This is a genomic window from Microbacterium esteraromaticum, from assembly GCF_016907315.1.
GTDB classification, from domain to species: domain Bacteria; phylum Actinomycetota; class Actinomycetes; order Actinomycetales; family Microbacteriaceae; genus Microbacterium; species Microbacterium esteraromaticum.
This window is the reverse complement of the sequence record NZ_JAFBBS010000001.1, coordinates 441798-457305: the sequence shown is the minus strand read 5'-3', so window position 1 is coordinate 457305 and position 15508 is coordinate 441798. Positions and strand designations below refer to the sequence as shown.

At 66.5% G+C, this 15508-nt stretch carries 15 protein-coding genes; 8 read left to right on the top strand and 7 right to left on the bottom strand.

All coding sequences use genetic code 11. The features are described from left to right. Positions 1-5: 5 nt before the first annotated feature. From JOE67_RS02235 to JOE67_RS02215, 5 genes are all read left to right on the top strand, one after another. On the top strand, positions 6-1418 hold the full coding sequence (locus JOE67_RS02235; RefSeq protein WP_204973948.1) for a dipeptidase: 1413 nt from the start codon (positions 6-8) through the stop codon (positions 1416-1418). 110 nt (positions 1419-1528) lie between these two features. Continuing rightward, complete coding sequence (erpA, locus tag JOE67_RS02230) at positions 1529-1897, top strand: iron-sulfur cluster insertion protein ErpA (protein WP_071643050.1); 369 nt, start codon at positions 1529-1531, stop codon at positions 1895-1897. An 89-nt stretch (positions 1898-1986) separates the two neighbouring features. After that, positions 1987-2880: an aa3-type cytochrome oxidase subunit II gene (gene ctaC, locus JOE67_RS02225; RefSeq protein WP_204973945.1), complete on the top strand. Its 894-nt coding sequence runs from the start codon at positions 1987-1989 to the stop codon at positions 2878-2880. Between the two features lie 3 nt (positions 2881-2883). Next, positions 2884-4608, top strand: a complete 1725-nt coding sequence (gene ctaD, locus JOE67_RS02220) for an aa3-type cytochrome oxidase subunit I (protein ID WP_204973943.1) — start codon at positions 2884-2886, stop codon at positions 4606-4608. A gap of 3 nt (positions 4609-4611) precedes the next feature. Then, positions 4612-5034, top strand: coding sequence for a cytochrome c oxidase subunit 4 (locus JOE67_RS02215; protein WP_204973941.1), 423 nt, complete (start codon positions 4612-4614; stop codon positions 5032-5034). Between the two features lie 66 nt (positions 5035-5100). On the opposite strand, the gene JOE67_RS02210 is transcribed toward JOE67_RS02215, so the two are convergent. The 6 genes from JOE67_RS02210 to ctaE all read right to left on the bottom strand — a co-directional run bounded on the left by JOE67_RS02210 (position 5101) and on the right by ctaE (position 10590). After that, positions 5101-5520 carry a rhodanese-like domain-containing protein gene (locus JOE67_RS02210; protein WP_204973939.1) on the bottom strand — a complete coding sequence of 140 codons (420 nt, stop codon included), beginning with the start codon at positions 5518-5520 and terminating at the stop codon, positions 5101-5103. A gap of 30 nt (positions 5521-5550) precedes the next feature. Further along, on the bottom strand, positions 5551-6078 hold the full coding sequence (locus JOE67_RS02205; protein ID WP_204973937.1) for a GNAT family N-acetyltransferase: 528 nt from the start codon (positions 6076-6078) through the stop codon (positions 5551-5553). 80 nt (positions 6079-6158) lie between these two features. Beyond that, positions 6159-7970, bottom strand: a complete 1812-nt coding sequence (gene qcrB / locus JOE67_RS02200) for a cytochrome bc1 complex cytochrome b subunit (RefSeq protein ID WP_239527949.1) — start codon at positions 7968-7970, stop codon at positions 6159-6161. Beyond that, positions 7967-9046 carry a cytochrome bc1 complex Rieske iron-sulfur subunit gene (qcrA, locus tag JOE67_RS02195; RefSeq protein ID WP_204973935.1) on the bottom strand — a complete coding sequence of 360 codons (1080 nt, stop codon included), beginning with the start codon at positions 9044-9046 and terminating at the stop codon, positions 7967-7969. Before qcrA ends, qcrB begins: the two co-directional genes overlap by 4 nt. Before the next feature lie 36 nt (positions 9047-9082). Beyond that, the gene (gene qcrC, locus JOE67_RS02190) at positions 9083-9916 is read right to left on the bottom strand and encodes a cytochrome bc1 complex diheme cytochrome c subunit (protein ID WP_204973934.1); all 834 of its coding nucleotides are present in this window, start codon (positions 9914-9916) and stop codon (positions 9083-9085) included. A 20-nt stretch (positions 9917-9936) separates the two neighbouring features. Next, on the bottom strand, positions 9937-10590 hold the full coding sequence (ctaE, locus tag JOE67_RS02185; RefSeq protein WP_204973932.1) for an aa3-type cytochrome oxidase subunit III: 654 nt from the start codon (positions 10588-10590) through the stop codon (positions 9937-9939). A gap of 191 nt (positions 10591-10781) precedes the next feature. Here ctaE and trpD point away from each other — a divergent pair, with 191 nt between their 5' ends. Together trpD and JOE67_RS02175 are read left to right on the top strand one after the other, a co-directional pair. Then, complete coding sequence (trpD, locus tag JOE67_RS02180; protein WP_204973930.1) at positions 10782-11846, top strand: anthranilate phosphoribosyltransferase; 1065 nt, start codon at positions 10782-10784, stop codon at positions 11844-11846. Positions 11847-11862: 16 nt separating this feature from the next. Continuing rightward, a complete protein-coding gene (locus tag JOE67_RS02175) occupies positions 11863-12852 on the top strand; it encodes a PHP domain-containing protein (protein ID WP_204973928.1) in 990 nt (329 codons plus the stop codon). A 14-nt stretch (positions 12853-12866) separates the two neighbouring features. Here JOE67_RS02175 and JOE67_RS02170 read toward each other — a convergent pair whose 3' ends face one another. Further along, complete coding sequence (locus JOE67_RS02170) at positions 12867-13790, bottom strand: 5'-3' exonuclease (protein WP_338041465.1); 924 nt, start codon at positions 13788-13790, stop codon at positions 12867-12869. Positions 13791-13976: 186 nt separating this feature from the next. On the opposite strand from JOE67_RS02170, the gene rpsA reads away from it, so the two are divergent. Continuing rightward, positions 13977-15431 (top strand): 30S ribosomal protein S1, encoded by a 1455-nt coding sequence (rpsA, locus tag JOE67_RS02165; RefSeq protein WP_204973926.1) that lies wholly within the window; start codon positions 13977-13979, stop codon positions 15429-15431. The last annotated feature ends 77 nt before the right edge of the window (positions 15432-15508 follow it).

The following is a 15508-nucleotide window of genomic DNA, read 5'->3' as shown; positions in this document are numbered from 1 at the left end:
CTCGCATGACATCCCCTGCATCCTCCGTCTCCTCCGCCGCAGAGGCCGCGCTCCTCGACGCCGTGTCCCTCGGCATCCCGTCCGCTCTGGCCGACCTGGGCGCATTGGTGCGCATCCCCGGCGTCGCGTGGCCGGCGTTCGACCAGACGCAGCTGCAGCGCTCGGCTGACGCGGTCGCCGAGCTCGCGCGCGGTATCGGGATCTTCGACGACGTGCGGGTGCTGCGCGCTCACGTCGACGACACCGAAGAGCTCGGCCAGCCCGCGGTGCTCGCCACACGTGCGGCGAGGAACGGCCGCCCGACGATCCTGCTGTACGCGCACCATGACGTGCAGCCCCCCGGGGCCGACGAGCTGTGGGAGACGCCGCCGTTCGAGCCGACCGTGCGTGACGGACGACTGTACGGCCGCGGTGCTGCGGACGACAAGGCGGGCATCATGGCGCACATCGCGGCGCTGCGTGCGGTGGCCGAGGTGCTGGGCGACGATCTCGATCTCGGCGTCTCGATGTTCATCGAGGGGGAGGAGGAGTACGGCTCGCGCTCCTTCGCCCGGTTCCTGCGCGACAACGCCGACGCGCTCCGTGCCGACGCCATCGTCGTCGCGGACTCCGGCAACCTCGATTCGACGACGCCAGGCCTGACCGTTTCGCTGCGGGGCAACGCCCGCTTCACCCTCACGGTCCGCACTCTGGAGCACGCATCCCACTCGGGCATGTTCGGAGGAGCGGTTCCGGATGCCATGATGGCGGCGGTCACGCTGCTCGCGACGATGTGGGACGCCGACGGCGCTGTCGCCGTGGAGGGCATGACCAGCCGCGAGGCGCAGACGCCGGAGTACTCGGAGCAGGCGCTGCGAGACGAGACGGGCCTGCTGGACGGCGTGAGTGCGGTCGGACGAGACGACATCTACGGTCGCATCTGGAACAAGCCGTCGATCACGATCACCGGCATGGACGTGACGAGCGTCGCCGCGGCATCCAACACCCTCCTGCCCGAGGTGAGCCTCGTCATCAGTGCCCGCGTCGCGCCCGGGCAGAAGGCCGCCGACGCATATGCAGCACTCGAGAGCCACCTGCGCGCACACGCGCCGTTCGGTGCCGAGCTCACCTTCTCGGACGTCGACCTGGGTGACGGATTCCTCGTCGACACGTCGGGCTGGGCGGTGCAGCTCACCCGCGGCGCGATGGGCGACGGGTACGGCGTGGACGCCGTGGATCTGGGGATCGGCGGGTCGATCCCCTTCATCGCCGATCTCGTCCGTGAGTTCCCCGGCGCGCAGATCCTGGTGACGGGTGTCGAGGATCCGCATTCCCGGGCCCACAGCCCCAACGAGTCCCTGCATCTTGACACTTTCCGCAACGCTGTCCGTACGGAGGCGCTGCTGCTGGCCCGGATGAACGAGCGCACCAGCTCCTGAGCCTCCGCCGCGGACGTCCGCGAGGCTGCGAAGCGCGGCCCCGCGGACATCCGCGGCGGTAGAATCGAGCACGAGCAGCGAGACCGCGCTGCCCGTTGCAAGGAGTTGAGATGAGCGACACCACCCTGACCTCAGAGCCCACCGCCGCCCCCGCCCACGGCGTCTCGCTGACCGATGCCGCAGCTCTCAAGGTGAAGAGCCTGCTCGAGCAGGAGGGTCGCGACGACCTGCGCCTCCGTGTGGCCGTGCAGCCCGGCGGATGCTCGGGTCTGATCTACCAGCTGTACTTCGACGAGCGGTACCTCGAGGGCGACGAGACCGTCGACTTCGACGGAGTCGAGGTCATCATCGACAACATGAGCGTCCCGTACCTCGACGGGGCGTCGATCGACTTCAAGGACACCATCTCGGAGCAGGGGTTCACGATCGACAACCCCAATGCTGCGGGCAGCTGCGCCTGCGGCGACAGCTTCCACTGAGGCGCGCCAACCTGCGTGGTTGGCATGAATCGCGTGTGAGGTTGCCCTAGACTTGAGTCTGCTCCTGTCCGAGATCTGAAAGGTGCATCGTGCCCTCGAAACGCCGCCTTCGTTGGGCCGCGCTCCCGCTGGGAGCAGCGGCAGCTGTGGCCCTGGCGGGATGTACTCCCACCGAACTCAATGGATTCCTTCCGGGCTTCGTCGAAGACGGCACCCCCACGACCAACCAGACCGAGACGGTCTCGGGCCTGTGGGTCACGTCCTGGGTCGTCCTGCTGGCCGTGGGTGTCATCACCTGGGCCCTCATGGCCTGGGCGCTCGTCATGTACCGCCGCCGCGCAGGGCAGACCGGGCTCCCGGTCCAGCTGCGCTACAACATGCCGATCGAGATCCTCTACACGGTGATCCCGCTGATCCTCGTGCTGGGCATGTTCTTCTTCACGGCCCGCGACCAGACCGCGATCGAGACGCAGTGGGATGACCCCGACGTCGAGATCACCGCGATCGCCAAGCAGTGGGCCTGGGACTTCCAGTACGGCGCTGAGGACGAAGAGGACGCCGTGTGGACCATGGGCGTCCAGGCCGACCCCGACGAGGCCGGCGACATCGACCGCGAGAAGCTGCCGACGCTGGTGCTTCCGGTCGGCAAGAAGGTCACGATCGATCTGCAGTCGCGGGACGTGATCCACTCCTTCTGGATCATCGACTTCCTCTACAAGAAGGACATGTACATCGGCAAGGACAACTCCTGGTCCTTCATCCCGGAGCGCGTCGGCGAGTACGACGGCAAGTGCGCCGAGCTCTGCGGCGAGTACCACTCGATGATGCTCTTCAACGTGAAGGTCGTCGAGCAGGACGAGTACGACGCATACATCGAGGACCTGCGCGAGCAGGGCAACACGGGCGACATCACCGACGCCTACGACAGACTCAGCAATCTCCCCGGGAACGGCGCCAGCACGCACCCCGAGGAAGAGGAGTAAGCCATGACCACCACAGCTGAACCCACCACGGTGCCGGGCGCTCGTCCGACCACCCTGCCTCCTCGTCAGGCGGCTCTGCTCACCTCTTCCCGTGTGGAGGAGAAGGGCAACATCATCGTCAAGTGGATCACCTCCACCGACCACAAGACGATCGGGTACATGTATCTGATCGCCTCGGTGCTGTTCTTCCTGCTCGGCGGCGTGATGGCGCTGATCATCCGCGCAGAGCTCTTCGCTCCCGGCATGCAGATCGTGCCGACGAAGGAGCAGTACAACCAGCTGTTCACGATGCACGGCACGATCATGCTGCTGATGTTCGCGACGCCGCTGTTCGCCGGCTTCGCCAACGCGATCCTGCCCCTGCAGCTCGGAGCTCCTGACGTCGCCTTCCCGCGTCTGAACGCGTTCGCCTTCTGGCTGTTCACGTTCGGCTCGGTCATGGCCGTCGCCGGCTTCCTCACCCCGCAGGGTGCCGCGTCGTTCGGATGGTTCGCATACCAGCCGCTCGCCAACTCGTCGTTCTCGCCCGGTGTGGGTGGCAACCTCTGGATGCTGGGCCTCGGCCTGTCGGGCTTCGGCACGATCCTCGGTGCCGTGAACTTCATCACCACGATCATCACGATGCGCGCGCCCGGTATGACCATGTGGCGCATGCCGATCTTCTCGTGGAACACGCTGATCACCAGCCTGCTGATCCTGATGGCGTTCCCGGTGCTCGCGGCAGCCATCCTGGCCGCCGCAGCCGACCGCGTTCTCGGATCGCACGTCTACGACGTGGCCAACGGCGGCGTGCTGCTGTGGCAGCACCTGTTCTGGTTCTTCGGTCACCCCGAGGTGTACATCATCGCGCTGCCGTTCTTCGGCATCGTCTCCGAGATCTTCCCGGTGTTCAGCCGAAAGCCGATCTTCGGGTACAAGACGCTGGTCTACGCGGCCATCGCGATCGCCTCGCTCTCGGTGGCCGTCTGGGCTCACCACATGTACGTGACCGGTGGTGTCCTGCTGCCGTTCTTCGCCCTGATGACGATGCTCATCGCGGTCCCGACCGGTGTGAAGATCTTCAACTGGATCGGAACCATGTGGCGCGGCTCGATCACGTTCGAGACGCCGATGGTCTTCGCCCTCGGATTCCTCGTGTCGTTCGTGTTCGGCGGTCTGACCGGTGTGATCCTCGCGGCGCCGCCGCTGGACTTCCACCTCAGCGACTCGTACTTCGTCGTCGCCCACTTCCACTACGTGGTCTTCGGAACAGTCGTCTTCGCGATGTTCGCCGGCTTCTACTTCTGGTGGCCGAAGTGGACCGGGCGCATGCTCAACGAGCGTCTCGGCTACATCCACTTCTGGATGCTGTTCATCGGCTTCCACATGACGTTCCTCGTGCAGCACTGGCTGGGCGTCGACGGCATGCCGCGTCGTTACGCCGACTACTCCTCGTACGACAACTGGGAGTGGGGCAACCAGGTCTCCACGATCGGTGCCATCATCCTGGGCGCATCGATGCTGCCGTTCTTCCTGAACGTGTGGATCACGGCCCGCAAGGCTCCGAAGGTCACCGTCAACGACCCGTGGGGTTACGGCGCATCGCTCGAGTGGGCGACCTCGTGCCCGCCCCCGCGTCATAACTTCACATCGATTCCGCGCATCCGCAGCGAGCGTCCGGCATTCGATCTGAACCACCCGGAGGCCGCTGAGCACCCGGTCGGTGTCGCAGCGGGAGAGGTCAAGTAAGTCATGCGCAGCAACGTCATCCTGTGGTGGATCCTGGTCGTGTTCTTCACGATCGCTGCCGCCATCTACACCGTCTGGAACCTGGTAGACCCCTTCCATGGCTACGTGGAATGGGTGGGCACGGTGGCCCTGCTGTTCGTCGCCTTCATGAGCGCCATGATCGCGGTGTACCTGCACCGCACCTACAAGGCGCAGGGCGGCGAGCTGCCTGAAGACGTGCTGACGGCAGACATCGACGACGGAGACCCCGAGCTCGGCGAGTTCTCTCCGTGGTCGTGGTGGCCGCTGGTTCTCGCCGGTTCCGCGGCGGTGTTCCTGCTCGGTCTCGCGGTCGGTCACTTCCTGCTCCCGATCGGCTTCGCGATCTTCCTCGTGGCGATCGTCGGCTGGGTGTACGAGTACTACCGCGGCCACTTCGCGCGCTGACGCTTCCGGTACACACGAAGGCCCCCTGGAACCATCCAGGGGGCCTTCGCCGTGCCAGGGGCGCCGTCAGGCTCGCGTGCGCACACGTGGCACGCCCGTGAGCGGGTCGATCGGGCGACGATGGACACCGTCGTGGTCGGCGACCGGATACCCCTCGCGCACCCAGTACTCGAAGCCACCGATCATCTCGCGGGCCGAGTAGCCGAGCTTGGCAAACTCGAGCGCGCCTTTTGCGCCCGCATTGCAACCGGGGCTCCAGCAGTACACGACGACCTCCGCGTCCTGCGGGATCTCCACGGGTGCGCGCGCTGCGATCTCGCTGTAGTGCATGTGCACGGCGCCGGCGATGCGACCCTGGGCCCACGCCTCATCGGACCGGACATCGACGATCACGATCGGAGCTGCCGTCTTCTGCGCGGCGTACACGTCGCTCGGGTCGGTCTCGTACTGAAGCTTGGCGGAGAAGAACTCCTGTCGATCGATCATGGTCACAGGCTACTGCGTGCCTCGCCGAGCTCAGCCACTCGTGACGTCCGGGGACGGGACTGGCGAGGTCATCTGGAGCCGGCGGCCGTGCATAGAGAGGCGGAGACGCTCTTCGACGTCGAGCAGCCCTGTCAGAAAGGCGCTGTCGGGCTCTGTCTCAACGAATCCGCAGGTCGTGTAGAACGGCGCGTTCCACGGCACATCCGCGTACGTGCGCAACGTCACCTCGCGATGACCGCGGGCAGCGGCCTCATGCAGGGCTGAGGTCACCAGCATCCGGCCGAGCCCGCGGCGGCCGAACCGGGGGAGCACGGAGACCTGCTCGAGGTGCGCATGTCCGTCGACCTCGAGCAGATGCGCGAACCCGGCGACCTCGCCCGACCGCGATTCGCCGACGAGTACAGCGCCAGGCAGCATGAGACGGTGGGCTGCGCTGTCGGGTGCCGGCCAGTCATCGGCCTGGAACAGCGCGACCAGCATCTGATCCGCTTCCGCTTCGATCAGGGCGATCCGCTCCGCGTCGGTCTCGCGAGCGGTGCGGACGACGAAGGACGACATGACTCCACCGTAGCAACGCCGGAAGACGAACGAGGGCCCGTCCGATAACGGACGGGCCCTCGTTCGTGGGGGAGTGCGGGTTACTCGCCGTCCTCCGACTTCTTGCGCTTGCGCGGCTTGGCCGGCTCCTTGGCGATCACCGAGCTCGGTGTGTTCGGCGTCTCACCGACGTGCAGGTCAGCCGGAGCGATCTGGTCGTCGGAGGTGACACCGGCGCGCTCGTGAGCACCCGCGATCTCCGCTGCCTCGATCTCCTCGTCGTGCGCCAGCGTGTGGTGCTGATGCGCGTCTGCAGCGACGATCTCGGCCTGGGTCAGCGGCTGGAGGCGGTCCTCGTAGAACCAGCGCGAGATCGAGCTGCGCAGGTTCTCGTGCCACGGGATACGACCCTTCGCGTTCGGGCGAACGACGAGCGGCTCGTAGGTCGTGTAGTCGATGAGCTTCCAGCGGTCGTACACGTCGACCGGCTGGTGCACCTCGATGAACTCGCCACCGGGCAGGCGGACGATGCGGCCCGACTCATAGCCGTGCAGCACGATCTCACGGTCCTTCTTCTGAAGCGCGATGCAGATGCGCTTCGTGACGAAGTATCCGAGGATCGGTCCGACGAACAGCAGAGCCTGGAGCGCGTGGATCACGCCCTCCATCGTCAGCATGAAGTGGGTGGCCATCAGGTCCGACGAGGCGGCAGCCCACAGCACGGCGTAGAAGATCATGCCGGCGACGCCGATCGCAGTGCGGGTCGGAGCGTTGCGCGGACGGTCGGCGAGGTGGTGCTCGCGCTTGTCGCCGGTGATCCATGCCTCGATGAACGGGTACAGCGCCACGGCGACGATGAACAGACCGAGCACGAGCACCGGGATCACGATGCCGAGCGACAGCGTGAAGTTGCCGAGCGGGACATCGAGGTGCGGGGGAGCGAGACGCAGGGCGCCGTCCGCGAAGCCGATGTACCAGTCAGGCTGGGTACCGGCCGAGATCGGAGACGGGTCGTAGGGGCCGTAGTCCCAGAACGGGAGGATCTGGAAGAACGAGGCGATCAGCACGATCACGCCGAAGACGATGAAGAAGAAGCCGCCCATCTTCGACATGTAGACCGGCATCATCGGGTAGCCGACCACGTTGTCGTTCGTGCGGCCGGGGCCTGCGAACTGGGTGTGCTTGTTCACGATCATCAGCATGAGGTGCAGGACGATCATGCCGATGACCAGCAGCGGAAGCAGCAGGATGTGCATCGTGTAGAGGCGTCCGACGATGTCGTCACCGGGGAACTCGCCGCCGAAGATGAGGAACGAGGTCCAGGTTCCGATCAGCGGGAGGCCCTTGATCATGCCGTCGATGATGCGCAGACCGTTGCCCGAGAGCAGGTCGTCAGGCAGCGAGTAGCCCGTGAAGCCCTCGGCCAGAGCGAGGATGAACAGCACGAACCCGATCACCCAGTTGAGCTCGCGAGGCTTGCGGAATGCGCCCGTGAAGAACACGCGCAGCATGTGGATGCCGATGCCCGCGATGAACACGAGAGCCGCCCAGTGGTGGATCTGGCGCACCAGGAGGCCACCGCGGATGTCCCACGAGATGCGGAGCGCGGACTCGAAGGCGGCCGTCATCTCGACGCCACGTAGCGGAGCGTAGGCGCCGGTGTAGTGCGTGGGCGCCATCGACGCCTGGAAGAAGAACGTCAGGAACGTGCCCGAGAGGAACACGGCCACGAACGCCCACAGTGCGATCTCACCCAGCATGAACGACCAGTGGTCGGGGAAGATCTTGCGACCGAGCTCCTTGACGAAGCCGGACATGCTGGTGCGCTCGTCGAGGTAGTTCGCCGTCGCGCCGATGAAGCGTCCGCCCAGGGGCTTCTGCTTGTTGTCCTCTTTAAGAGTTGCGGTGCTCAATGACGCTCCCAGAAGCTCGGGCCGACGGGTTCGGTGAAGTCGCGCTGCGCGATGAGGTAGCCCTCATCGTCGACGGCGATGGGCAGCTGCGGCAGCGGGCGGGCGGCCGGGCCGAAGATGACCTTGGCGTGGTCCGTGACGTCGAACTGCGACTGGTGGCACGGGCACAGCAGGTGATGGGTCTGCTGCTCGTACAGGGCGACGGGGCAGCCGACGTGGGTGCAGACCTTGGAGTACGCGACGATGCCGTCGTACGACCAGTCCTTGCGATCCTCGGCCTCGATGAGCTGCTCGGGACGCAGACGCATGAGGAGCACGATGGCCTTGGCCTTCTCCTCCATGTAGCCGTCGTGGTGACCGAGCTCGGCGAGGGGCTCGGGGATCACGTGGAAGGCGGAGCCGAGGGTGACGTCCGCGGCGCGGATGGGCGTGCCCTCCGGGTCGCGGGCCAGGCGCATGCCCTTCTCCCACATGGTGTGCTTGAGCAGCGCCACCGGGTCGCCCGCGATCGGGTTGCCGTGCGAGTTGTTGTGCGGTGCGAGACCGCGGAACAGCGTGACCCCGGGAAGGATCGACGCGATGACCGCGGCGATCAGCGAGTTGCGGATGACGGTGCGGCGACCGAAACCCGAGTCGTCGTTCGCATCCGAGAACGCCTTGACCGCCGCTTCGCGGGTGAGGTCCTTGCCGCGAGTGGGGTGGCGGTGCTCGATGTACTCCTTGTCGGACATGAGCGCCTTCGACCAGTGGATCGCGCCGATGCCGAGCGCCAGCAGCGCGAATGCGATGCCGATGCCGATGTACATGTTGTTGTGGCGGATGTCGATCGCCAGGCCGCTCTCGATCGGGAACAGCATGTATGCGGCGACCGCCCAGATGCTGCCAGCGAGCGACAGGTAGAACAGGGTGTAGACCGTGCGGACCGCAGCCTTCTCGGCGCGCGGGTCCTTGTCGGTCATCCGCTCACGGTGTGGCGGCAGTCCCGGGTTCTCCGCAGGATCGCTGACTGCGACGCCCAGCCCCCGCGAGGGCTGGTAGGCCCTCTCAAGAGCCTGCGTGTCGTCGTCGTGTGCCATGGTGCTCCTCGTACGTAACTCTTCGATGAAAGTGCGTCAGTTGGACTTCGCCGTGATCCACACGGTGAGGGCGACGAGCGCGCCGATTCCGAAGATCCAGATGAACAGGCCCTCGGACACGGGGCCGAGCGAGCCGAGCGTGAAGCCGCCGATCTGCACGGCCTCCTGCTGGTAGACGAGCGCGGCGATGATGTCGCGCTTGTCTTCGGTGCTCAGGTTCATGTCGCCGAAGACCGGCATGTTCTGCGGGCCGGTGACCATGGCCGCGTAGATGTGCAGGGGGCTGGTCGAGGTCAGCGCGGGGGCGTACTTGCCCTCGGTCAGAGCGCCACCAGCGGCGGCGACGTTGTGGCACATGGCGCAGTTGATGCGGAACAGCTCCGCACCGTGTGCGATGTCGACCTCGTCCTGCGAGTTGTCGGGGTTCTCCTCGCCGGCGGTGACCCAGTCCTGCGGGTAGTTCGGGCCGGGCGCGACGCTCTGCACGTACGCGGCCATCGCGCGGATCTGCGCGTCGGTGAACTGGGGCTTCTTCTGCGGGGCCTGCGGGCCCTGCATCTGCAGAGGCATGCGGCCCGTGGCCAGCTGGAACTCGACGGAGAGCTCACCGACGCCGACGAGGCTCGGGCCCTCGGTGGTGCCCTGCATGTCGAGGCCGTGGCAGGTCGCGCAGTTCGCGGTGAACAGCTTCTCGCCGTCCTGCACCGTCAGCTCTGCTGTCGCGCTGGTCTGCGCATCGGTGGTGGATGCCATCGCAGCCGATGCTCCGGCGTACACACCACCGGTGAGCAGCAGGCCGGCGCCGATCAGGGCGGCAGCGGCGAGTGGACTGCGGCGACCGCGTGAGCGGTGCTTCTTCTCTCGTGCCATTTCGGGAAATCGCTCCGCTCTTATTTCAGGAAGTAGATGACGGCGAACAGGGCGACCCAGACGACGTCGACGAAGTGCCAGTAGTACGACACGACGATCGAGGAGGTCGCCTCCTTGTGGCCGAAGTTCTTGACGGCGTACGCGCGGCCGATGACCAGCACGAAGGCGATGAGGCCGCCGGTGACGTGCAGGGCGTGGAAGCCGGTCGTGAGGTAGAACGCGGAAGCGTACGAGTCGGCCTGGATCGGCATGCCCTCGGCCACGAGCTGGGCGTACTCCCAGACCTGACCGCTGACGAAGATCGCGCCGAGGATGAAGGTGAGCCAGAACCACTCGACCATTCCCCAGCCGAACAGGCGGCGACGGCCGAAGGCGTTCACCCGGCCCTTGTCGATGCGGTAGGGCTGCAGGTCCTCAGCAGCGAACACACCCATCTGGCAGGTGAACGACGACGCGACCAGGATCGCGGTGTTCACCGCTGCGAACACGACGTTCAGCAGCTCGGTGCGGTCTGCCCACAGCTCGGGGGAGGTGCTGCGCAGCGTGAAGTAGATCGCGAAGAGTCCCGCGAAGAACATGACTTCGCTGCCGAGCCACACGATGGTGCCGACAGCGACCGGATTGGGGCGCTTGATGGTTCTTGCCGCCGGGGCATACGTCGCTGAGGTGGTCACCTGACCATTATGGCCGATTCCGCTCGGGGATTCTTGCACCGACGTGGCCTGTCTCGCTGTCCCGCGACTAAGGAGAACCTAAGAAGTACCTGCGAATGTGCCTTCATTCTGCGGACAACCGCTTGTCCAGCGGACGAGCACGAGTCGTCATCTCGAATCGGCATCATCGCGCCGCGATTAGGATCGCAGTCATGGCTGACACCCTGACCTGGCCCGATCTCCTCTCGACGCTGCTCGACCGACGTGATCTGAGTGTGTGGGAGTCGACCTGGGCCATGCGCCAGGTGATGCGGGGCAAGGTGTCGGATGCGCAGCTCGCCGGCTTCCTCGTCGCGCTGCGTGCGAAGGGCGAGACCGTCGATGAGATCGTCGGATTCCGCGACGCGATCCTCGAGGCGGCTGTGCCGCTCCCGGTTTCCTCCGACGTGCTGGACATCGTCGGCACGGGCGGCGATCGCATCGGCACCGTCAACATCTCGACGACCGCCGCGATCATCATCGGCGCGTCGGGCATCCCCGTCGTGAAGCACGGCAACCGGGCGGCGAGCTCGTCGTCCGGCTCGTCGGATGTGCTCGCCGCGCTCGGACTGGACATCTCTCTCGACCCCGGGCGGGTCGCTGCCGCTCTCGAGCGCACCGGCATCACCTTCGCATGGGCGGCGGCCTTCCACCCCGGGTTCAAGCACGCCGGAGCCGCTCGGTCCGAGCTCGCGGTGCCGACCGTCTTCAACATGCTCGGCCCGCTCTGCAATCCGGCCAGAGCCGAGGCGAACGCCGTCGGCGTCGCGCAGCTGGATCGGGTTCCGCTGATCACAGGGGTGTTCCGCACCCGGGGCGCCACGGCGCTGGTCTTCCGCGGCGACGACGGGCTCGATGAGCTGACCACCACGGGCCACAGCCGGATCTGGGAGGTGACGCGGGGAGACATCCACGAGCACGACCTCGACCCTCGCGATCTCGGCATCCCGCTGGCCGACCTCGACGACCTCGTGGGCGGTTCTCCCGAGCACAATGCCACGGTGCTGCGACGCACTCTCGCCGGCGAGACGGGCGCGGTGCGCGACATCGTGCTCCTGAACGCGGCGGCGGGCATCGTCGCCTACGAGCTGTCGCACGATTCGACGCTGACGCAGGTTCCGATCGTCGAGCGTCTGCGAGACGCGTACGAGCGCGCTTCGGCGGTCATCGACGACGGGCGCGCCGCAGCGAAGCTGGATCAGTGGGTGCAGGTCACCCAGGAGCCAGTGCCCGCCTGAGCGGAGCGGATCAGTCATGGACGCCGCCGAGGCCCTGCTCGAGATCGCCGCTCTGCTCGAGCGCGAGCGTGCTTCGCGTTACCGGGCCAAGGCGTTCCGCCAGGCCGCGGCGGTCGTGGCGTCCCTGCCTCCGGAGGTCGTCGACGATCCCACTCTGCTGAAGTCGCAGAAGGGCATCGGCGACTCGACGTTCGCCGTGATCAGGCAGGCGCAGGAGGGGCGGGTGCCGGACTATCTGATCGAGCTGCGAGGCGAGGTCGAGCCCGAGCGGCGCTCCGAGCTGCGGGCGCGGCTGAAGGGCGACCTTCACAGCCATACGGACTGGTCAGACGGAACGACCCCGATCGAGGCGATGGTGGCCGCCGCGAGAGCACTCGGCCACGAGTACGTGGCGATCACCGACCATTCGCCCCGGTTGAAGGTCGCACGGGGCCTCTCGGTCGAGCGGCTGCGAGAGCAGATCCCGCTGGTCCGCGCGCAGTCGGGTGCAGGGCTGACGGTGCTGGCTGGCATCGAGGTCGACATCCTCGAGGACGGAGCGCTCGATCAGACCGACGAGATGCTCGACGCACTCGACATCGTGGTCGCGTCAGTGCACTCGAAGCTGCGGATGGACTCCGCTCCGATGACGCGCCGGATGCTCGCCGCTGTCGCAGATCCCCGGGTGAACGTGCTCGGGCACTGCACAGGTCGCCTCGTCGAAGGATCACGCGGCACCAGACCCCGCTCCGAGTTCGACGCCAGGGCGGTCTTCGCCGCGTGCGCCGAGAACGGCGTCGCCGTGGAGATCAATTCACGGCCCGAGCGGCAGGACCCACCGGACGATCTGATCGCGATCGCCCTCGAGGAGGGGTGCCTGTTCTCGATCGACTCCGACGCTCACGCGCCGGGCCAGCTCTCGCTGATCGATCATGGGGCGGAGCGTGCCGAGGTGGCTGGTGTGCCGGCGGAGCGCATCGTCACGACCTGGGGCCTGCAGCGGCTCCGCGCCTGGGCACGCGGCTGAGCATCGGCTGCGACTCAGTCCTCGGATGCCAGGGCGGTGAGCGCACGGCTCATCGACGTGCCCAGGTTCCACTGCTCGGCCAGGGCCTCCGCGGCGTCCCGGTCGGCCGTGGTCAGATCGCCCAGCGCAGTGCCGGGGGCGGCGATGTCGAGGTCGGTCGCGACCTCGACGACGGTCGGCGCCACGTCAAGGTAGTCGGACGCTTCCGAGAAGCGGGTGGCCGCGGTCGCCGAGAGCAGTCCCTCCGCAGCCGCAGCGCGGATGCCGGCGAGATCACCGTGCGCGCGGAGCAGGGTGGCGGCGGTCTTCTCGCCGATGCCCTTGACCCCTGGAAGGCCGTCGGATGCATCTCCGCGCATGGTGGCGAAGTCGGCGTACTGCGAGGGGAGGACGCCGTACTTGGCGACCACGGTCTCGTCGGTGATGATCTCGAGGTTGCTCATGCCGCGGGCGGTATAGATAACGCGCACGTCGCGGCTGTCGTCGACGAGCTGGAACAGGTCGCGGTCGCCGGTGACGATGTCCACAGGAAGGGCGGCGTGCGTCGCCAGTGTGCCGATGACGTCGTCGGCTTCGTGCTCGGCCACGCCGATGATCGGGATGCCGAGTACGCCGAGCGCCGCGCGGATCAGAGGGATCTGCTGCTGCAGGGCATCCGGGACCTCCTCCACATCGGGAGACGCGGTGATCTCCTCTACGACGCGATGCGCCTTGTAGCTCGGGATGAGATCGACGCGCCACTGCGGACGCCAGTCGTCGTCCCAGCACGCGATGATCTGGGACGGCTGATAGAGCGTGACGAGCTTCGCGATGATGTCGAGCAGTCCGCGAGTCGCATTCACCGACGATCCGTCCGGCGCCTTCACCTTGTCGGGCACGCCGAAGAACGCCCGGAAGTACAGGCTGGCGGTGTCGAGCAGCATCAGTCGTTCGGTCACTGCTCCAGCATAGGAGGAGAGGGGAGCGCAACCCGGGTGGATCTGATAATCTGAAGTGTCATTCGTGGCAGGCATGTGCCTGCCCTCATGGCATCGCACTCACAATCCAACCGCTTCGAGGACTCATCCCGGCGTGCGCGCCGGCCGTCGAAGCCCGATCATCCATTCACAAGGACAACCCACTACATGACTAGCGCAACGACCGCCCCGGCCACCAAGCAGGTCGCGATCAACGACATCGGCTCTGCTGAGGACTTCCTGGCCGCGGTCGAGAAGACCCTGAAGTTCTTCAACGACGGCGACATCATCGAGGGCACGATCGTCAAGATCGACCGCGATGAGGTTCTGCTCGACGTGGGCTACAAGACCGAGGGTGTCATCCCCTCGCGCGAGCTCTCCATCAAGCACGACGTCGACCCCAATGAGGTCGTCGCCGTCGGCGACCAGGTCGAGGCCCTCGTCCTCCAGAAGGAGGACAAGGAAGGCCGCCTGATCCTGTCCAAGAAGCGCGCCCAGTACGAGCGCGCCTGGGGCGATGTCGAGAAGATCAAGGAGAACGACGGCGTCGTCACCGGCACCGTCATCGAGGTCGTCAAGGGTGGCCTCATCGTCGACATCGGACTGCGTGGCTTCCTGCCCGCGTCGCTCATCGAGCTGCGCCGCGTCCGCGACCTCACCCCGTACCTCGGCCAGGAGCTCGAGGCCAAGATCCTCGAGCTCGACAAGAACCGCAACAACGTGGTGCTCAGCCGCCGCGCGCTGCTGGAGCAGACGCAGTCGGAGTCGCGCACCACGTTCCTGAACAACCTGCACAAGGGTCAGGTCCGCAAGGGTGTCGTCTCGTCGATCGTCAACTTCGGTGCGTTCGTCGATCTGGGCGGCGTGGACGGCCTCGTGCACGTCTCCGAGCTCTCGTGGAAGCACATCGAGCACGCCTCCGAGGTCGTCGAGGTCGGCCAGGAGGTCACCGTCGAGATCCTTGAGGTCGACCTCGACCGCGAGCGCGTCTCGCTGTCGCTGAAGGCCACACAGGAGGACCCGTGGCAGGTCTTCGCCCGCACCCACGCGATCGGCCAGATCGCACCGGGCAAGGTCACCAAGCTCGTCCCGTTCGGTGCGTTCGTGCGCGTCGCAGACGGCATCGAGGGCCTCGTGCACATCTCCGAGCTCTCCAGCAAGCACGTCGAGCTGGCTGAGCAGGTCGTGTCGGTCGGCGAAGAGGTCTTCGTCAAGGTCATCGACATCGACCTCGAGCGTCGCCGCATCTCGCTGTCGCTGAAGCAGGCCAACGAGTCGGTCGACCCCAACGGCACCGAGTTCGACCCGGCTCTGTACGGCATGCTCGCCGAGTACGACGAGAACGGCGAGTACAAGTACCCGGAGGGCTTCGACGCCGAGACCGGTGCCTGGAAGGAAGGCTTCGACGCTCAGCGCGAGGCTTGGGAGCAGGAGTACGCCGCGGCTCAGACCCGCTGGGAGGCTCACAAGGCTCAGGTCGTCAAGGCTGCCGAGGCCGAGGCCGCTGCAGGCGACGACTTCGGTGCGCAGACGTTCTCGAGCGACTCGACCGGTGCCGGCACCCTGGCCGACGACGAGGCTCTCGCCGCGCTGCGCGAGAAGCTCTCGGGCGGCAACAGCTGATCTCTGATCACACCAGGAACGGGTCGTCACCTTCGGGTGGCGGCCCGTTCCGCATATCCGGCACCCTGCGCAGTGCC